At 58.8% G+C, this 20205-nt stretch carries 15 protein-coding genes; 13 read left to right on the plus strand and 2 right to left on the minus strand.

Translation table 11 applies throughout. The features are described 5' to 3' along the window. Positions 1-172: 172 nt before the first annotated feature. Positions 173-997 (minus strand): class I SAM-dependent methyltransferase, encoded by an 825-nt coding sequence (locus ACZ5A6_RS16685; protein ID WP_013761637.1) that lies wholly within the window; start codon positions 995-997, stop codon positions 173-175. A gap of 113 nt (positions 998-1110) precedes the next feature. Here ACZ5A6_RS16685 and ACZ5A6_RS16690 point away from each other — a divergent pair, with 113 nt between their 5' ends. The 10 genes from ACZ5A6_RS16690 to ACZ5A6_RS16735 all read left to right on the plus strand — a co-directional run bounded on the left by ACZ5A6_RS16690 (position 1111) and on the right by ACZ5A6_RS16735 (position 14111). Further along, positions 1111-2244, plus strand: coding sequence for an ABC transporter substrate-binding protein (locus ACZ5A6_RS16690; protein ID WP_060642314.1), 1134 nt, complete (start codon positions 1111-1113; stop codon positions 2242-2244). A 94-nt stretch (positions 2245-2338) separates the two neighbouring features. Then, on the plus strand, positions 2339-3478 hold the full coding sequence (locus ACZ5A6_RS16695) for an ABC transporter substrate-binding protein (RefSeq protein WP_464111190.1): 1140 nt from the start codon (positions 2339-2341) through the stop codon (positions 3476-3478). Beyond that, positions 3475-4542 carry a FecCD family ABC transporter permease gene (locus ACZ5A6_RS16700; protein WP_013761635.1) on the plus strand — a complete coding sequence of 356 codons (1068 nt, stop codon included), beginning with the start codon at positions 3475-3477 and terminating at the stop codon, positions 4540-4542. Before ACZ5A6_RS16695 ends, ACZ5A6_RS16700 begins: the two co-directional genes overlap by 4 nt. Continuing rightward, positions 4536-5288, plus strand: a complete 753-nt coding sequence (locus tag ACZ5A6_RS16705) for an ABC transporter ATP-binding protein (RefSeq protein WP_003511038.1) — start codon at positions 4536-4538, stop codon at positions 5286-5288. Before ACZ5A6_RS16700 ends, ACZ5A6_RS16705 begins: the two co-directional genes overlap by 7 nt. Positions 5289-5497: 209 nt before the next feature. Beyond that, entirely contained in the window at positions 5498-5998 is a 501-nt protein-coding gene (locus ACZ5A6_RS16710) for an RNA polymerase sigma factor (RefSeq protein ID WP_076845558.1), read from the plus strand. Positions 5999-6109: 111 nt separating this feature from the next. Further along, positions 6110-7105 carry a FecR family protein gene (locus ACZ5A6_RS16715; RefSeq protein ID WP_003511034.1) on the plus strand — a complete coding sequence of 332 codons (996 nt, stop codon included), beginning with the start codon at positions 6110-6112 and terminating at the stop codon, positions 7103-7105. Positions 7106-7253: 148 nt separating this feature from the next. Further along, positions 7254-10088, plus strand: coding sequence for a TonB-dependent receptor (locus tag ACZ5A6_RS16720; RefSeq protein WP_464111191.1), 2835 nt, complete (start codon positions 7254-7256; stop codon positions 10086-10088). A gap of 105 nt (positions 10089-10193) precedes the next feature. Continuing rightward, positions 10194-10949, plus strand: a complete 756-nt coding sequence (locus ACZ5A6_RS16725; RefSeq protein WP_013761630.1) for a calcium-binding protein — start codon at positions 10194-10196, stop codon at positions 10947-10949. Between the two features lie 14 nt (positions 10950-10963). Then, a complete protein-coding gene (locus ACZ5A6_RS16730) occupies positions 10964-12811 on the plus strand; it encodes a type I secretion system permease/ATPase (RefSeq protein WP_174060870.1) in 1848 nt (615 codons plus the stop codon). Next, on the plus strand, positions 12798-14111 hold the full coding sequence (locus tag ACZ5A6_RS16735) for an HlyD family type I secretion periplasmic adaptor subunit (RefSeq protein WP_013761628.1): 1314 nt from the start codon (positions 12798-12800) through the stop codon (positions 14109-14111). The genes ACZ5A6_RS16730 and ACZ5A6_RS16735 overlap by 14 nt, the downstream gene beginning before the upstream one ends. 33 nt (positions 14112-14144) lie before the next feature. Here the strand turns inward: ACZ5A6_RS16735 and ACZ5A6_RS16740 are convergent, their stop codons facing one another. Further along, a complete protein-coding gene (locus tag ACZ5A6_RS16740) occupies positions 14145-16496 on the minus strand; it encodes a helix-turn-helix transcriptional regulator (RefSeq protein ID WP_065662569.1) in 2352 nt (783 codons plus the stop codon). Between the two features lie 136 nt (positions 16497-16632). On the opposite strand from ACZ5A6_RS16740, the gene ACZ5A6_RS16745 reads away from it, so the two are divergent. Genes ACZ5A6_RS16745 through ACZ5A6_RS16755 form a run of 3 tightly spaced genes read left to right on the plus strand, consistent with a single transcriptional unit; the run spans position 16633 to position 20193 of the window. Continuing rightward, entirely contained in the window at positions 16633-17661 is a 1029-nt protein-coding gene (locus tag ACZ5A6_RS16745) for an ABC transporter permease (protein WP_174068839.1), read from the plus strand. Beyond that, the gene (locus ACZ5A6_RS16750; RefSeq protein WP_464111192.1) at positions 17661-18542 is read left to right on the plus strand and encodes an ABC transporter permease; all 882 of its coding nucleotides are present in this window, start codon (positions 17661-17663) and stop codon (positions 18540-18542) included. Before ACZ5A6_RS16745 ends, ACZ5A6_RS16750 begins: the two co-directional genes overlap by 1 nt. Positions 18543-18546: 4 nt before the next feature. After that, complete coding sequence (locus ACZ5A6_RS16755) at positions 18547-20193, plus strand: ATP-binding cassette domain-containing protein (RefSeq protein WP_174068838.1); 1647 nt, start codon at positions 18547-18549, stop codon at positions 20191-20193. Positions 20194-20205 lie beyond the last annotated feature (12 nt).

A 20205-nucleotide genomic window follows, 5' to 3' on the forward strand; every position in this document is an offset into this window, starting at 1 on the left:
GTCCCTGCGTCGCGTTTTCATGCGTCATGCCGGACTAGATCCGGCATCCAGCCAAGGCGCGTCTGCACCGTGAGAAACTATTATTCCGCGATCAAGGACTTGGTCGCACTGGACCCCGGATCACATCCGGGGTGACGGTGAGCTGGGCGGCAGCTTGGGGCCTTTGGTCGCCCTATCCCTTGCCGGACGTGTGCGGCTTCACGGCGCATACTGCATAACGGTGCTGCAATCCCCGCAAAATGCCTTTCAGCAGACTGAAATTTTTTGCCTGGGCACGATGAATGGCCTGAAGTTCCTGATCGATGGCAACGGGCTCGAAGCCGGTTTCACGCAACAGCGCCGCGACGTCATCAGCTCTTGCACCCTTTGAAAAATAGACCCGCGATAGAATGCTGTTGAAGGTGTTTTCCGGATCCGCCGGCTTGTGCGGCTGGTCCGGCTTCACAAGGCCGATGCTTTCCAGACCCGCCGCCAGCTTCTTGACTAGTCGTTCGCGCCAGCCGGTGTTTACGAAATCGCCATCGACGATCAGCAGGCGTCCGCCGGGTTTCAAGACACGGAACCATTCGGCAAAGCTCGCCTTCGGGTCCACCAGCGTCCAGACCAGATGGCGGGTGATGATGACGTCGGCGCTTTCGTCCGGCTCCATCGTGTTTTCGGCGTCGCCGACAAAAAAGCGGATATTGCGCCCGCGGGTTTTCGCCTTCGCCCTTGCAAGCTCCAGCATGGTTTCCGACCAATCCATGCCGGTGACCTGAAAACCGAGATCGTCCATCAGGTGCGAGATAACGCCGGTGCCGCTGGCCAGATCCAGCGCCTTGCGGCCTTCTCCCTGGCCCAGATGCTTCAAAACCAGCGCGTGCCAGGCCTTGCGCTCTTCTTCGGAGAAAATCTCATGACCCGGGGAAAGGTCGAAAGTCGCGGCGCGGCCGGACCAATAGGTTTTGATTTCGTCTCTCAGGCTGTCGTTTTTGCCATAGTGGATAGTGTCGATCATCGGTCTTCAGCTCACATACCGCTCAGTTAAGAATGGCTCTAAAACATAAAACTTGACTAGTATAGTCAGAAAATAATACAGCCGCGCCAGTCAACACTGGAGAGCAATATCCGATGCGCATCTCAGCCAAATCCGCGGCACTTGCCCTTGGCCTTCTCGTATCCGCAGCGTGGCCTGCATTGGCCGAAAAGGTTACCGTCAAGGATGTGACCGGCCGCGACGTGGAAGTCAATGTGCCCGTTTCGCATGTGATCCTCGGCGAAGGCCGTCAGATCTACTTCCTGGCGGCGCTCGACAAGGAAAACCCTTTCCAGCACGTTGTCGGCTGGCGCGACGACCTGGCGAAAGCCGACCCGGAAACCTATGCGGCCTATCTCGCCAAGTACCCTGATATTGCCAAGCTGCCGACCTTTGGCGGCATGAAAGACGGCACCTTCGACATCGAGCAGGCCATTTCGCTGAAGCCAGACGTGATCCTGATGAACATCGACGCGAAGACCGCGACGCAGGAGGCCGGTTACATCGAGAAGCTCGAAAAGGTCGGCATCCCGCTTGTTTACGTCGACTTCCGCGAAAAGCCGATGGAAAACACCGAGCCGAGCATGCGTCTGATGGGCCAGCTGACCGGCAAGGAAAAGATCGCCGAGGACTTCATCAAGTTCCGCGCGGACGCCATCGCCAAGGTCACCGATACGCTCGAAAAGGCCAATCCGAAGAAGCCCGTCGTGTTCGTCGAACGCGCCGGCGGTTATTCCGACGATTGCTGCATGTCCTTCGGAAACGAGAATTTCGGCAAGATGGTCGAACTCGCCGGCGGCATCAACATGGCCAAGGACATCATTCCCGGCACGTTCGGCAACGTCAATCCGGAACAGATCATCGCCTCCAATCCGGAACAGATCATCATCACGGGTGGCAACTGGAACGGTTATGTTCCCGGCGGCAACTGGGTCGGTGTCGGTTATGGCGCGGATATGAAGGAAGCCCACCGCAAGCTTGAAAACCTGACCAAGCGCCCGGCTTTCACCGGGGTACAGGCGGTCAAGAACGGCAATGTCCACGCCATCTGGCACCAGTTCTACAACAACCCGTATCAGTTCGTGGCCATTCAGGAAATCGCCAAGTGGCTGCACCCGGACCTCTTTAAGGATCTCGACCCCGAGGCGACCTTCAAGGAGCTGCATGCCCGCTTCCTGCCGCTCGACTACAAGCCCGGTTACTTTGTGTCGCTGAAGGACACGAAATAAGACAGGGACGGTGAAGGGGAGCGCCGTCCGATCGATGGATGAAGCCGCAGCCATGCGGCTTCATCATTTTCTTTTGGAAATAAGAGGATTTCTCATGCGGCTTAACGCTCTCAGGCATCTTGCGGTGCTGGCTTTGTCTCTTCTCGCTTTGCCGGCTTATGCCGGAGAAATCACCGATGTCACCGGACGCAAGGTCGAGCTGGACCTGCCGGTCAAACGTGTCATCGTCGGTGAGGCGCGCCAGATCCACGTCATCGCGGCGCTCAAGGGCGACCAGACCTTCGACACCATTGTCGGCTGGCGTGACGATCTCCTCAAGAAGGACCCTGACAGCTACGCCGCCTATGTCGAGCGCTTTCCGCAGATCGAAAAACTGCCGCGCTTCGGTTATGTGCCGCAGGGCGATTTCAGTCTGGAAACGGCCATTACCCTTTCGCCTGACGTGATCACCCTCAATCTGGAAGCGGAAAAATCCGCCAAGGAAAGTGGTTTCGAAGAGAAGGCCGCCGCCGCCGGAATCAAGATCGTCTATCTCGATTTTCGTATCGATCCCGAAAAGAACAGCGAAGCCTCGATTGAAATTCTCGGGAAAATGTTTGGCGCGCAAGAGCGTGCAAAGGAATTCATCGCCTATCGCCTTGCAGAAATCGCCCGCGTGACCGACCGGCTCGCCAGCGTCAAGGACCTGAAGCGTCCCGGCGTCTTCATCGAGCGCGCGCCCGGCATTTCCGGTGAGGACAATTGCTGCCGCACCTTCGGCCCGGTCAATTTCGGCGCAATGGTCGATCTCGCTGGCGGCCATAATATTGCCGACGGCATCATCAAGACGACGTTCGGCGATCTCAATCCCGAGCAGCTCGTCGTTGCCGATCCGGATCATGTCATCGTCACCGGCTCAAACTGGGCGGCTGAATCCGACATCAACCAGTTCGTTCCCGTTGGACGCGGAGCCGACATGGCTCTTTCCCGGAAAAGACTGACAAACCTGATGAAGCGCACGCCGTTTCCGGAACTGAAGGCTGTCAAACAAGGCAATGTCCATGCCGTGTGGCACCAGTTCTACGGCGCGCCCTACGAGTTCTTTCCGATTCAGCAATTCGCCAAGTGGTTCCATCCCGAGCTCTTCGCCGATCTCGATCCCGAGAAGAATTTTGAGGACTTTCACCGGAAATTCCTGCCCGTCACCTACAAGCCGGGCTACTTCGCATCCCTCGAAAAAGGTTCGAATGAATGAGTTCGTTGAATGAAAGCGCCGTTGGCGTGAGTGGGCGCGATCAATATCGCGCCCTTGCCGCACGAAGGATCGTTATTCTCTTCGGGCTTTTCATCGCCCTTTGTTTCAGTATGGCTGCCGACATGGCACTTGGTCCGGCGCGCTACACGATATCAGAAGTTCTGGCGACGATTGCCGATCCGGCTGCTGCTGCAAACCAGCTTCGGGTGGTGATATGGGATATCCGCATGCCGATTGCGCTGATGGCGGTCACCGTCGGCGCGTCGCTTTCGGTTGCGGGCGCACAGATGCAGACCATCCTGTCCAACCCTCTCGCCAGCCCGTTTACGCTCGGCATTTCGGCCGCCGCCAGTTTCGGCGCCGCGCTGGCCCTTGTTGGCGGCGTTGCGATCTTTCCCGGTGCCGTCCAGTACATGGTGCCGATCAACGCCTTCATCATGGCGATGATTGCCGCCCTGTTCATCCATTTTGCCTCGACGATGCGCGGCGTAACCGTGGAGACTATCGTCCTTCTCGGCATCGCGCTGGTGTTCACCTTCAATGCCGCATTGTCGCTGCTTGAATATCTGGCTTCCGAACAGGCGCTCGCCGCCGTCGTTTTCTGGACCATGGGCAGCCTGACCAAGGCCACGTGGGAAAAGGTCTATATCACCGGTGGTATTCTTCTCGTTACGGTGCCGATGTTCATGCGCAACGCATGGGCGCTGACGGCGCTTCGGCTGGGTGACGACAAGGCAGCCAGCATGGGCATCAATGTGCGTCGGCTGCGGCTGCAGACCATGCTGACGGTCAGCCTTCTGGCCGCGATTCCGGTTTCTTTCGTTGGTACCATCGGTTTCGTCGGGCTGGTCGGCCCGCACATAGCCCGCATGGTGGTGGGCGAAGATCAGCGCTTCTTCCTGCCGGGCTCGGTGATCTGCGGTGCGCTGCTGTTGTCGGCAACCTCTGTTATCAGCAAGATACTCATTCCCGGCGCAATTCTGCCAATCGGCGTCATCACGGCGCTGGTTGGCGTACCGTTCTTTTTCGCGCTCATTTTCGGCAACAGGAGACGCGCATGGTAGCGCTCGCACTGAAGGATGTCGGCGCTGCCTACGGCCGCACGACTGTTCTCTCCAAGGTCGGCATTGATACGCTGGAAAGCGGCAGTGTCACGGCGGTCATTGGCCCGAACGCTGCCGGCAAGTCAACGCTTTTCAAGCGCATCGCCAGCCTGATCTCCGGTCCCGGGCTTGTCGAGTTGTCAGATACGGCACGCGGCAACCGGGCCATCTGCTACATGCCGCAGGACACCGGCGCCAACGCCGTGCTGACGGTTTACGAATCCGTGCTTCTGTCCGCCAAGCAGGGCGGCGGCTGGCGTGTTCACGACGATGAGCTGTTTGAGATCGACGCCATTCTCAAGGCGCTGAAAATCCACGATCTCGCCTTCCGGGGGCTCGGCGAATTGTCTGGCGGTCAGCGGCAGCTTGTGTCCCTGGCGCAGGCGCTGGCCCGCAAGCCTGAGGTGCTGTTGATGGACGAGCCGACATCTGCTCTCGACCTCCACCGGCAGGTCGAGGTTCTGGGGTTTGTGACCGACCTTGCCCAGAAGACTGGCATGATCGTGCTGATCGCCCTGCACGACCTCAATCATGCGCTTCGTTATTGCGAGAATACGATGGTGATCGCGCGCGGCGAAATGGTGGTGAGCGGCAGCACCGAGACGGTGATAACCCCGGCCATGCTGCGCGATATCTACCGCATCGATGCGCGCATCGAACCCTGTTCGCAGGGCAGGCCGATGGTAATAGTCGACGGCGCTATCTGACGCTATCACAGGACCCGGCTGCGCCTGCCGCCGGGTCTGCGAGTCTCTGGCTGTTGCAGGACCCGCGACCGCACAAATTCTTGATAATAATAGTCATGAAATAGCTGTTCGGTCGAGAGTTTGGGTGCTAGAGGTTTAGACGGGAAAACTGCTTTGTCGTTTGGGGGCTTGCAGTTTCGTTTATCCTTGAAATTTCTCTCGGTTGAGACATGGGCATACGGGAAGATGACAAGCGTTATAACGCTTACGTCGCGCACAGGGTTGACCTGATCAAATACGCCGCGCTTATTTTAGGGTCGCGGGCGGACGCGGAGGACGTGGTTCAGGAGGCATTCCTGAAATTCGTTCCCGAAGGTTCCGGCAATCCTTCCAACCTCAAATCCTATCTTTTCCGCATCGTCCGCAACCTCGCCCTCGATAGTCGCCGCCGCAACCGGCAGGACCTGCGGGAGCGGCCCGACGATACCCCGTTCTGGGGCATACCGCAGGGTCACGGCACACCAGAAGAGCATGCCCTGTTCTGCGACGAGGTCCGGCAGATGCAGATTATTTTGGCCTCTCTGCCGGTTCAGGCGCGTGTGGCATTGGAAATGCATAGATTTGGCGGCTACAATATGGAAGAGATCGCCCGTCACCTCGGCGTATCCGTGGCTAGCGCCCACCGTCTGATTAAGAGTAGTATTGCCGCCATTACCAAAGAAATGCAGTAAAATAGCCTTTATTGTTTCATCTTGTGAAAAAAAGTTCTCCCTCAAACGTCTTTAAAGCAACACGGAAGACGAGGCATCTCCTCCGCCCAGTCAAAGGAACTGACCGGCTCAATGACAATTGATCCCGATAAAAAAATAACATTGCCGACCGGGAAGGCGGAAGAGGCTGCCGACTGGCTGATACGCCTGCAGACGGGTTCGGCGGAACCGCGGCTGAAGGCGGAATTTGATCGATGGTTGGCTGCTTCGCCGGCAAATCGTCTGGCCTGGGAGCGGACATGCAAGACTTGGCGGAATCTCGGTCTGGTTGAGCCGGGTTTAAAGAGCCTCTGGGAAGACGCGCCGCACCTTCCTGGCGTTGCCGGAAAACAGGCATCGCGACGGCGCTGGTCCTTGCGACATTATGCCGGCATGGCGGTGGCAGCGGTGTCTCTCTGTCTTGCGGTGCTGTTCGTTCCCACGCTTTTCGTCCATATCAAGGCCGAATATCAGACCAGTACCGCAGAGAGCCGCACCATAACCCTCGAAGACGGCAGCAGGGTGCAGCTTGCCGCGGCAAGTGCGCTTACCACTGATTTTGCCAATGGCCGCCGTAATGTGAAGGTGCTGAAGGGCGAAGCTTTTTTTGATGTCGTGCCGGATAGCGACCGTCCCTTTGTCGTGGAGGCGAAAAACCTGACCGTCCAAGTGCTTGGCACGGCTTTCGATGTCGACATGACGGATGGCGTGACGCAAGTCGCGCTTGCGCATGGTTCCGTGGAAGCTTCCTTCCGCAACGCGCCACCAACGCGGCTGGTGCCGGGTGAGATGCTGGTTGTCGACGCCTCCGGTGCAATCCGGAAAGAGACCGTTCCCGTCGAGGATATTGGTGGCTGGCGCAACGGCGAGCTTTACGTTGTGGATGCGACGATCGGTTCTGTCGTCGAGCAAATCCAGCGGTATCATCCCGCATGGCTGACGATGGCGGACAAGACGCTTGCAGAGCAGCGTGTGACTGGCTTCTACAATCTTCGCGATCCGGACCGTGCGCTGGAAGCATTGGTGGAACCCTATAAGGGCAAGGTGCATGCAATTGCCAATACCGCCCGCATCATCACCCGTTTCTGAAGCGCCATAAAACAAAAAATCGTATTTATTTTCAGTCGTTTATAAAAAATTCTCCGAAACCCTGAAAAAAACTGCCGAGGCAATCGTCTTTTTGTTGAGTAATCCGGTCAAGATATAGCCGGAGCGAAGACAGGAAGACAAAAGCAGTATGCGCCTCCAGATACGTATGAACGGTTCAGGGAAAAACGCGGCAAAGCCGGCACGTATGACGGTGCTTTTGGCGACAACGGCGGTGGTCGTTTCAATGTCGGTACCGGCTTTTGCGCAGAGCGGACCGAATGCCGCCAATGGTCAGCGCTCCGGTGGCGAGCAGGGTGCAACGCGGCCTTTTAATATTCCCGCCCAGCCGCTGTCCTCCGTTGTCGGCGTTTTCGGGCGGCAATCCGGTCTGCAGGTTACGCTTGCCACACCGTCCGCCGGCAATGTGCGCACCAATGCCGTTACCGGCAGTTTTACGGTGCGGGATGCGCTGTCACGGCTTCTGGCAGGCACGGGCGTGAATTTCCGGTTTACCGGAAATGGCAGAACCGTTGTCATTGGCTCGGGGCAGGCCGCTGCCGATCTTTCCGGGCCAGAAGGCACCACCATTCTGGAAGAAATTACCGTGACGGGAAAAACCGGACGCAATTCCATTGCCGGCAACGGTTATCAGGGAACGCCCGACTGGGTTTATGAAACACCCGCCAGTGTCAGCGTCGTCAGCCGCGAGGCGATACAGTCAGCCGGCGTGCGCAACACGCGCGATGTCTTCAACCGCGTCTCCGGCGTCTATGCCGGTGAGGGCAACGGCAGCTTCCCGACCGTTTCGCCCAATATACGTGGCTTGCAGGAAAGCGGCCGCGTGGTCGTCTCCATCGATGGTGCGCGGCAGAATGCGCAGCGTGGCGCAGCTTTCGGCGGGGCCACGAGTTACACCGCGAGCGCCGGGCAGGGTTACGTCGATGTCGCCTTTATCCGTGCTGTCGAGGTCGAGAAAATAACCAATGCGAGGTCGGGTAACGCGGGTTCGCTAGGCGGGAAGGTCGAGTTCCGTACCGTCAGCGCCGCCGATCTGATCCCCGAGGGTGCGAACAAGGGGGCTGAGGTGAATGTCTCCCGTGGCACCAATGGTTACGATTTTCAGGGTTCGGTTCTGGCCGCAGTTCGTGAGCCGAATGGCCCTCTCTCCTTTGTTGCCGGTTACAGCCGCACGATCATGGATGAATACAAGATCGGAACCAAGGGTGAGGCCCGAAGCACCGCTTTGACGATGAAGGACCTGCTCGGCAGGGACGGTTGGTCGACCTTTTTCAAGGGCGAAGGTGACTTCGGGGATGTGCAGACTTCGTTGTCATGGATGCATCAGCAGAATGATTTTGTTCAGGGTGCGTCCACCGTGGTCGACAGGGAAAGTGTACGCAACGACAGCGTCGTCGCGAAGCTGGATTGGGACCCCGAAAGCGAACTAATCGATTTCAAATCGTCGTTGTGGCTGAACGACAATATGACGCACGAACTGCGTGCAGAGCGTATTGGGTATGCCGCTGAGACGAATCTTGACATGGGCTTACGCAGTTTTGGCGTCAGTGTCGAAAACACCAGTCGCTTCGATACAAAAGCGGGTGCGTTAAGTTTGAATTATGGTGGGGAAGCATTTCGGGATATTGCATCGTCGATTGCCACCAGTTCCGCAATTAGCGAGAATCCCTCGTTCGCGAGTAGCTACACGGCTTTCAGTCCTGCCGGACGGCGTGATGTTGCCAGTCTGTTTGTAAACGGTGAATTAGAGCCCGCCGATTGGATCAAGCTGAGTGGCGGCGTGCGTTATGACTGGTCACGTCTGAAGGGATCGGCGACTTACTACAATCAGGTAACGGTTGCGACGGGTTCAAACCGTGTTGTAGGCGCGATAGACAATTATCTCACCTATGTATCGCAATACTCGCGGCCGACTTACGATCGTGTCTACGCGATCTGCACCACGGGTGTATTTGGTGGTCGCACTTTCACTGCGACACAGAGGACAGGTTCCTGCAACACTCTGAACAACGTCTGGCCTGCAACCAGGGGTGAAATCATCAACGGCCAATGGCGGGATGCTGGAACTACGTATTTTGATACGACTTATTCGACGGAGTATCCCTCTTACGACGTGGAAATAGACCGTACCTACAGTGCCTGGCTGCCGTCCGCTACGATAGAACTGAAACCCGTTGACTGGTTCCGGCCTTACGCTAGCTATTCCCAGAGCCTGCGACCGCCGACAATTCTTGAGGCTTTTTTTGCCGGCGCACGCCCTGGAGATTCGGCCGGCTACGAATACGCCCCGAACCAGTCCCTGCGCGCGGAAAAAGCGACGACCTACGAAATCGGCGCGAATATGAGCTTTGACGGCGTGCTGCTGGACAACGATTCCGTCCGCATCAAAATGGCCGCCTTTCGCCGTGAGGTTAAGGATTATATCGCTCTCGGTTATCTCGTTACGGATCAGGTGGCGGATCGGACTTATACCAGCTTCGTCAATCTCGACGGCACGACCTATATGCGCGGCCTTGAATTCGAGGGCAATTACGATGCGCGAAGCTTCTGGCTTGGTGGCTCAGCGACGCTGCTGAAGACCGACTGGCCGGACAACACGCAGGTATTTTCCAACGGCACCACCACGACAAGCGGCGAGATTGTCGCATGGCCAGGCGATGTTGCGCCCAAGGTGAAGCTTACGTTCGATGGCGGCATGCGTTTCTTCGACGAAAAATTCTCTCTGGGTGCGCGGCTCAACCATGTCACGCCGACACAATCGCGGACGCTCGATACGGAGGGGAATCTGCGGGAGGTAACCGATCCCTACACGACGGTGGACCTATACGGCTCCTATGCCTTCAACGAAAAGGCGACGCTTCGTTTCGCGGTCAACAACCTGACCGACCGCAAATACATCCCGGCAGCCAGTGCCTATACCGCACCGGGCCGCACTTTTGTCGCGACGATGAACGTGAAGTTCTGATGCGCGGAAGAAATTCTCCGGGCTGGGGTTGCAGCCCGTCCCGGAGATGAAACGCCTTCGTCACATGACAAAGGTATCCCTATTGGCCAGCAAAGGAGTACACCTATGGCTACCACAATTCAACTGACGCAGTCTTCCTCCGACTTGATCGGTTACCTCAACGGTTGGACGAGCGGTTTCGGTTCGACCTATGGTGCGTTCTACGACGCTCAGACCAGCTCTCTCGCCACCACCACTATCGATCCGAACACGACCTATGAGGCGTGGGGCGATGGCAGCAACGGTGGCAAGGGCATTGTCATGAGCGGTGCCCTGCAATACTCCCAGGGCAACCTGACAGGTTCGGTCGACAGCATCGTTCTCGGCACCGGCTACAGCCAGTCCACCAGCGGCATCGCCGTCAGCCAGCAGGAACTGCTGATCGATCCCGACGGCTCCTACTCGCTCGCAGGCGCGCGCGATCTTCTCGATCTCGCCGTTTACCAGCTTGCCCGTTTTGGCTCGCTGGCTGGCTTCTATGACTACTTCGCGGCTACCGGCACTGTGATCGAAGACACTGCTTCCTCTAACACCCTTACGGGTTTTGCTGGTAATGATACGTTCGTTTTCTCTGGCGGCAGTGATGTTGTACAGGCTGGCCCGACCGGAACATACGGTTATCAGGACGGCACCGACAAACTGGATATTTCCGCTTGGGGCGCCGGAAGCATCGATGACGTCATTGTGGGCAGCAATGCAAACGGAGACGCAGTTATTGAAAACATCTTTGGCGGCGACAGCATCACTCTCGTTGGTGTAGATTCCAGCGTACTCGACGCATCGGACTTCATTTTCGCCAGCGCATCGGCGCTTGCCGCTTAAAGGAAAATCAGGCTGTGGGCTTTCAAAACCACCAGCAGACACCGCCGCAGTCCCTCACTGCGGCGGTTGTTTCGCCCCTTAAAAGCACGTTTTTCGGTGTGGCGCTCGTCAGCGGTGTGGTCAACATCCTGGCGCTGACGTCGCCCCTGTTCATGCTTCAGGTTTACGACCGGGTGCTGGCCAGCGGCAGTCTGCCGACACTGGTCGGGATCGCCAGTCTTGCGCTCGGCCTCTACGGCTTCCAGTGCCTGCTCGACATCATCCGCGCCCGGGTCCTGATCCGTATCGGCGAGGACTTCGACATGCGCTATTCCGGCAAGGTGCATGATGCGGTGGTGCGCCTGCCGCTCGTCAACCGTATGCCGGGGGACGGCCTGCAGCCGCTGCGCGATCTCGACAACGTGCGCGGTTTTCTGTCTGGCACGGGGCCCACCGCCTTTTTCGATCTGCCTTGGATGCCGCTCTACCTTGGCATATGTTTTCTGTTCCATTTCTGGATCGGCGTGACGGCTCTTGCCGGTGCCGTTCTGCTCATATCCCTCACCATCTTGACCAATATGTTCTCGCAGAAGCCGATCCGCGACACCATGGTCGAAAACATGGCGCGCAACCGGCAGCTGGAAGCCTCGCGCCGCAACGCCGAAGTCGTGCAGGCCATGGGGCTCGGCGGCCGGCTTGGCAAACGCTGGCAAATCTCCAACGAGGCTTATCTCGCCGCCAACCGCAAGGCGGGCGACGTGGCCGGCGGCCTCGGCAATATCGCAAAATCCCTGCGGATCGTGCTGCAATCGGCCATTTTGGCGGTCGGCGCATGGCTGGTCATTCAGCAGGAGGCCTCAGGCGGCGTGATGATCGCCAGTTCGATCATGATGGGTCGGGCTTTGGCGCCCGTCGATCTTGCCATATCCAACTGGAAGTCCTTCGTTGCCGCCCGCCAGAGCTGGGCGCGGCTAAGGGAGCTTTTTGCGCAGATGCCGGTAACGGCGACCGCAATGGCACTGCCGAAGCCTGAGAGAGAATTGAAAGTCGAAAACGTCACCATCATTCCGCCGGGAGAGAGAAAACCGACCGTCGCGGGCCTTGGTTTCGTCATGACCGCCGGGAATGCGCTCGGTGTCATCGGCCCGTCCGGCTCGGGAAAATCCACCCTCTCGCGCATTCTCACCGGAGCCTGGATGCCCGCCGCCGGCAAGGTGCGGCTTGATGGTGCGAGCTTCGATCAATGGGATCGCGAAGCCCTCGGCCGCCATATCGGTTATCTGCCGCAGGGCGTGGAGCTTTTCGACGGCACGATCGGCGAAAACATTTCCCGTTTCGAGGACAATCCCGATCCCGACGCAATCATTGCCGCTGCGAAAGCCGCCGGAGCGCACGAACTGATCCTGCGCTTCGAAAAGGGGTATGACAGCGATATAGGTGAGGCCGGTTCCGCGCTTTCGGCAGGACAACGCCAGCGTATCGGTCTCGCGCGTGCGCTTTATGGCGATCCCTTCATCGTCGTGCTGGACGAGCCGAATGCCAATCTCGATGCGGAGGGCGAAGCCGCCGTTGTCAGGGCGATTGCGTCGGTCAAGGCGCGCAACGGTATCGCCATCGTCGTTGCGCATCGGCCCAGCGCGATCGGTGCCGTTGATTTCATTCTGATGATGGAGGAGGGGCGGATGAAGGCCTTCGGTCCGCGCGACGAGGTTCTCTCGAAAGTGCTGCGCACTCCGAATGCTCAAGCGGCGAAAGGTTTCACTGCATCCGCGCACACGGTTTCACCATTGCGTGTCGTCGCGAATACCCAACCTAAGACGGTGGCGCTGCAAGAGAGTGGCGAAGAGAACAGGCAGGAAGGAGATACGGATGTCAAAAATTGACCAGCGCACGCAGGTGTCCCGCTCCATCCGCAAACATCTTCTTGCCGGTCTTGCCGCAAGTGTAGCACTGCTGGCCGGCGTCGGCGGATGGGCAGCGACGACAAATCTTGCTGGCGCGGTCGTGGCGTCCGGTCATCTTGTGGTCGATTCCTATATCAAGAAGGTCCAGCACCCCAAGGGTGGCGTCGTCGGTGAAATTCTGGTGAGCGAAGGTGGCAGGGTAAAGGCCGGCGACGTCGTCATGCGTCTCGACGCCACCCAGACCCGCGCTAATCTCGCCATAGTGACCAAGCGGCTGGATGAGCTGAGCGCGCGCATGGCAAGGCTGGAGGCCGAACGGGACGATCTGCCGGAACTCGTTTTTCCACAGGCTCTGGTGGCGCGCAAGGACGATCCCGATGTCGCTTCCGCCATGCGCAGCGAAACCAGGCTGTTCGAATTTCGCAAATCCTATCGCGAGGGGCGCAAAGCACAGCTTGTGGAGCGTATCACCCAGTTCGAACATGAAATCGAAGGGTTGAGGGCACAGGAAGTCGCCTACGACAACGGGCTTGCGGTTTTGCAGGCTGAGATAACCTCGCAGAAATCCTTGCGGGAGCAGGGCATCGTGTCCGTGCAGCGGCTGAACAGCCTGCAGACCCAGGCCGCGACATTTGGCGGTGAGCGTGGCGAAAAAATCGCCTATCAGGCGCAGACGGCGGGCAGGATCACCGAAACGAAACTGCAGATCCTGCAGATCGATCAGGAACTGCGCACCGAAGTGGGCCGGGAACTGCGCGAGATACAGGCGCAGACGGGTGAATATGTCGAGCGGAAGGTCGCTGCGGAGGACGAGCTGAAGCGCATCGATATCATCGCGCCGCAATCCGGCATGGTGCATGAAATGGCGGTGCATACCGTGGGCGGCGTGGTGACGCCGGCCGACCCGATCATGCTCATCGTGCCTGATGGGGACGAACTGGCACTCGAGGTGCAGATCGTGCCGAAGGATATAGACCAGTTGCAGGTAGGGCAAAAAGCGATGCTGCGGATGACCGCGTTCAACCAGCGTGTCACGCCGGAACTGGAAGGCCATGTCAGTCGCATCGCCGCCGATATCACCACCGATCAGAGGACCGGCCTCTCCTATTATCTGGCGCGGATTTCCATACCGGTTGCCGAGCGGGAAAAGCTGAACACTGCGCCGCTGATGCCGGGCATGCCTGCCGAGGCCTTCATCCAGACCAGCGAGCGCACCGCGCTCTCCTATATCGCCAAGCCGCTGACGGACCAGATCAACCGCGCCTTCCGGGAAGAATAGCGGGCTTTTCTGATTGGCAGTCACGACTTGAGATCAAAGCCAGCCCAGCGCTTTCGCTGCGCGGATCGCTTCCGCGCGGCGTTTGCAATCCAGCTTGCGGAACAGGTTTCCGAGATGGAATTTTACCGTCACTTCCGAGATGTTGAGGGTCTGGGCAATCTTCTTGTTCGACATGCCGCTGGCTAGCAATTGCAGCATCTGTGCTTCCCGCTGTGAAAGCCCGCCATGCAGGGCGCGTGCCTGCGGCGAGTTGACCGAGGCGGCGAAAATCGACAGCGCGTTCCGGACATCGGAAGAGGTTTCGATGAAACCGCGGATACGGCGATTGTTCAGAAGCGGCGACAGGAATATGCGCTCCTCCGACAGGACGCCGTTGCAGCCAAGGCGCGTCGCCGATTCAAGTGCGTTGAGGATATGGGCGCGGGCGCCGGCACTGTCACGACGCTGGTGTGCGGCATAGCTCTGCCATATTCTGAGCGCGACCTTTTCGCGGTTGGTGACCTTGGGGTTGGCGATCATTGCATCCATCTGCCGGGCGAGATAGGCGCGCGGCGTGAAAAGATGTACCGCGTCGCGGAGCCAGGCCATCACATAGGCGATTTCGTCGCGCCGCGTGAGCCGGGCAAGGTCCTCATTCGCGCTCTCCACCCAGTTGCGACCCATCGGCATGCGAATTGCCGATAGCGTCGCTGCCGCATCCGCCCAGCGGTTGGCGTTCTGGTAGGCGATGGCCGTTCTGATCTCCATCATCGCATGGAATTGCAGCCCTTCCGAAAGGTGAATCCACAGGCCGTCGAGAAAGCCCGGACGAACGGTCATCGGAAAATGATCGATCAGCACCTGCGAGGCATAATGCAGGGCAAACTGCATCAGGCTCGGCCATATCTCGGCGGCGGCGAAGTGGTCGAATTCATGCTCGACGAAGTGCAACAGGTCGCGTGGTTTTCCCGCCTCATAGGCAAGGCAGGCTTCCGCCAGCCGCAGCATTCGGAACTCCTGCGCGGCGTCGTGTGGCACCTGTTCCAACCTCGTGCGCGCATCCTGTGCCGCGCGACGGGCCAAGAGCACATCACCGCTCATCAGTCGCAGGACGATCTGGTGCAGATGGATGAAGAATTCGAGCAGCGGTTGCCCGCCCATCTTGCGCAGATAGATAAGCGCGCGGGCGGCGGCGGCCTCGGCCTCGCGAAAATTACGGCGGCGGATTTCGAATTCCAGCAGCGCATTGTAATAGGCGGCCCATTTGCCGTGATCGTCCATGGGGTAATCGGCCATGAATTCCCCGAGGCGCGTTATCACAGCGTCATTGGGGGTCAGGTCCTCGGCAATCATCAGGTTCAGCCGGAAGGTGCGGGCGGCAAAGGAAAAACGCGAACCGCGGGCAAGCACCTTGAGTGGATCGAGATAATCCGAACCGAGGCTCTTGCCAAGCAGATGGCGCACGCGTTGCAATTCGCCCTGTTTCAGCAATGCGCGAGTGACGGCGAAGAGGACTGTTTCATTCGCCGCGATCATGTCCTGCGAAAACCGCATGATGATCTCGCGAAACCTGTCGACGCTGCTTCGGTAGATCAGTTCGCGCCCATGGGCGCGTTCTAGGATTTGCGCAGCGTGGGTCTCATAACCGCGGTCAAGCAACATGGCCATTGCCGCAAGCGCCCGCCCTTCCTTCTCGAATGCGGAAGCGACCTCTACCACTGCCCTGCCAGCCTGTAATGTGGCGAGACGTTCTCCCGCTGCCACGGTCAGAAGCCTTATCAGTGTGTCGTGTTTTTCCGGGTTTGCGATCAGGAAGGGCGGCAGAAGTTCTGCCCATTCAGCGTCGGGTTCTGCCGAGGGATTTTCCAGCCAGAGCGAAAGCGCGACCGTCTGGGCCGGTGACAGATGCGGCAGATAATTTTCCCGCAGATAGTCGACGCATAGTTTTTCGTCGGCGAGGCGAGCGAGAGACAGAAAGGCCGGCCACCCCGCATAATCATCGAGCGCCAGACGCTTCTGTTCTGTTGGAAGGCCCGCGGTCTCATCTTGGCCAAAGGCCAGTTCATTTGCTCCGATCGTCAGCGAACCACGATGCAATATTTGCCGCGCCAGCCCGCTGATACGTTGATCCGGACGGCAGGCGATGACCACGAAACGCACGGTTTCCAGAATAGGGGCGGGCATGCGGACCGCGCGTGCGAAGACCGGCACATCCCATAGCAGCCAGCCTTTTGCCGCCTCATCACTTCTGGGCTGGTGCGTCCGGCATACCTCGGTCCCCAGCTCTTGTGCCAGCAAGTCCATAAGAACGCTTTTCCCGGCGCCCGCCGGCGCGCGCAGAAAGATCACGCCTGCGGTTTCGCTGGCGATACGGCGGCAGAGTGTGGTGCGCGGCAGAAGCGTCATTCAGACAGGGATAGGAGATCTGAACTCAAAAACCTATACTCATTTATCAAAAAACTATACCTTTCTGCGATTGTTCAAAAGGACATGTGGTGAAAACTTGTGCTCAGGAAACTGATGCACAAGGAACGGTCCACCGATGCAGCAACATCCGCTGGTCGCGATTTTGAACAGACTCGGCGCTTTCGTACTGGTCATGATCGCCCTGTCCATCATGATTTTTGCTCTAGCCCGTGTGGTGCCGGGTGATCCCGCCCGCATGGCGCTCGGCCCTGCGGCAACACAGGAACAAGTTGATGCGCTGCGCGGCGAGATGGGTCTCGATAAGCCGCTCGCCGCCCAATACCTCGACTATATCGGCAACGCCCTGCACGGTGACCTGGGCTTCTCGCTGGTTTCCCAGCGCCCCGTCACCACCGATCTGGCCCAGACCGTTCCTGCGACCGTCGAACTGGTTCTGGTCTCAGTGATCTTCATGTTTGCCGTCGCCATCCCGCTCGGCGTCATCACGGCGCATTACCGCGACCGTCCGCTCGACCATATCGGCCGTATCCTCTCGCTCACCGGCGTGACGATCCCGAGCTTTCTGTTTGCCATCACGCTGCAACTGCTGGCCGCTCGCTTTCTCTCCGGGTGGCCGATCATCGGTAGGATCGATCATTCACTTGGCTGGCAGGGTGGCCCGACGGGCTTCATCCTGATCGACGGTACGCTTGCCGGACGGTTCGATGTGGTGCTGGATGCGCTGAAGCACCTTGCGCTGCCGGCCTTTGCGCTCTCCGTGGCCGGTATCGGCCAGATCACCCGCATCACGCGTTCCTCGATGATCGAGAACCAGCGCAAGGATCACGTGCTCACCCTGCAAAGCTTCGGCGTGCCGGAGCGGGTCATCATCTTCCGTTATCTGCTGAAGCTTTCCTCCATCGCGCCGCTGACGATCATGGGGCTCGAATTCGCCTCGCTGATCGGCAATGCCTTCGTGATCGAAATGGTCTTCGCCTGGGGCGGATTCGCATCCTACGGGCTGAACGCCATCCTTCAGAAAGACCTCAATGCCGTGACTGCCGTGGTGCTGGTGGCCGGCCTGTTCTTCATCGTTGCGAACCTGATCGTTGATGTCCTGATCTCGATCATCGACCCGCGCCTGCGCCGCAAGGAGGCTCGCTGATGGCTGATATGAAAATGCTCGAACCCACCGATCGGGGCTTAAGCGCCGGTTACATGATGTGGTACCGCTTCAGCCGCAATTCGGCAGCGGTCATCGGTTCGCTGATCCTGTTGTCGGTGCTGGTTCTGGCGATCTTTGCGCCCTGGCTTACACCCTATCCCAAACATATCGGCGCGGTCGTCGATTTCCGTGCCCGCCACATGCCGCCGGATCTGGAGCACTGGTTCGGAACCGACAAGGCCGGACGCGACATCTTTTCCCGCACTGTCTTCGGGCTCAGGGTCTCGCTTCTTCTCGTCATCGGCGTGCTCGGCATCTCGGTCCCGGTCGGTACCGTGCTTGGCCTGGTCGCCGGTTATTTCGGCGGCTGGACCGAGAAAATCATCAGCGGCCTGACGAATGTGATGCTGGCCATGCCGCCCCTCGTCATGGCGCTGGCGGTCTCCAACCTGCTGGAACCCACCTTGATGAACGCCATGATCGCGATCACGCTTCTATGGTGGACCTGGCATGCGCGGCTGATCTATTCGGTGTCGAAATCCATCGCATCCGAGGACTACATCGAAGCGGCACGTCTTGCAGGTGCGGGTCCGCTGCACATTCTCTTTCGCGAAATTCTGCCCAATTGCGTCTCGGTCATATCAGTCAAGACGACGCTGGATGCGGCATTCGTCATCCTCTTTGGCGCGACGCTGAGTTTCCTCGGTTTCGGCGTCAAACCGCCAACTCCCGATCTCGGCTCAATGGTTGCCGATGGGCGCCAGTTCATGCCGGATTTCTGGTGGGAAGTCCTCTGCCCCGGCGCGGCCGTGCTTTACGTGACGCTGGGTTTCAATCTGCTGGGCGACGGCCTGCGTGACATGTTCGACGTGGAAAGCTAGAGCCATGACTGAACCGCTTCTCAAAGTCGAAAACCTCAACGTCAACTTCACCAACTACGGTCGCACGCGCCAGGTGCTGCGCGATGTCGCCTTCACAGTCTCAGCCGGCGAGCGGGTGGCGCTGATCGGCGAAACCGGATCGGGTAAATCGGTCACCGCCAAGGCGATCATCGGCACTTTGCCGAAGAATGCCACTATTGCCTCCGGCGCCATTGTCATCGACGGGCGGGATGTGCTCGCCATGCCGCGAAGGGAACGCGAGGCGCTTAAGGGAACGGCGTTTTCGCTGATCATGCAGGACCCGCTGTCTTCCTTCAATCCGGTCTTCAAGATCGGCACGCATCTCGATGATGTCATGCGCTTTGCCGACAAGCGCAACGGCATCAACTCGTCCAAAACAGAGCGCCGCACCCGTATCGCAGCGGTTCTGCGCCGCGTGCAGCTTGGCGATACCGAGCGGGTCATGAATGCCTATCCGTCCGAGCTTTCGGGCGGCATGCGCCAGCGCGTGTTGATCGGGCTTGCGCTGCTGCATCAGCCGAAGCTCCTCATCGCGGATGAGCCCGGCACGGCGCTCGACGTCACCACGCAGGATGAAATTCTCAATCTCATCAACCAGCTGGTTGCCGAAGAAAATATGGCGCTGCTGATGATAACCCATAATCTCGGTGTCGTACGTAAGGTGGCGGATCGGGTCGTGGTTATGCACCATGGCGACATCGTCGAGACCGGTCCCTGCACGCAAATCCTGCACGCTCCCGCTGCGGACTACACGCGTTCGCTGCTGGATGCGGTGCCGCCGCTCTACGGTCCGCGTGTCGCCGATCTGGCGCAGAGCACACGCTCGCCGATCGTTACCATCGAGGGCCTGAACAAGATTTACGGCAGACGCAACGGTTACCACGCCGTGCGCGACGTGAACCTGACGCTGAAGGACGGCGAAATTTTCGGTCTTGCGGGCGAGTCCGGTTCTGGAAAAACCTCGGTCGCCCGGATGATCATGGGACTTTCGCGCCCGACCTCCGGCAATCTTGTCATCGACGCCCCATCTCCCGGGCGTGGCAAGCGGCTGACGCAGATCGTCTATCAAAATCCGGGCACTTCCCTAAATCCGAAGCGCACGGTCAGGCAGACGCTTACCCTACCGTTGAAATCCATCGGTATGGACGGTGAGGCGCGCGAACGCCGGATGCAGGAACTGATGGGGCTGGTGCGATTGCCGCAATCCTATCTCGGTAAATATCCGCATGAACTTTCCGGCGGACAGAAGCAGCGTGTCGCCATTGCCCGTGCACTCGCGGCTGAACCGAAGATCCTCATCCTCGACGAGCCGACGGCGGCGCTTGATGTCTCCGTGCAGAAGACCGTTATCGACCTTCTGCTGCAGCTGCGGGAAGAGCTTGGCCTGACCTATCTGATGATCTCGCACGACCTCTCGCTGATGCGCAATTTCTGTTCGCGCATCGCCATCATGCTGCGTGGCGAGATCGTCGAGGAAGGGGTGACGTCTGCGGTTTTCACCGAGCCGAAGCATCCCTACACCCGCGCCCTTATCGCGGCGATCCCCGTCGTCACCGACGAGGAAGAGCGCCTGAAACCCACCGTGACAGAGGAAGAGCGTATGCGCTTCCTCGTAAAAACGACCGATTGATAAAAGAGGAGC

Source organism: Agrobacterium sp. 6Ca8, from assembly GCF_055382765.1.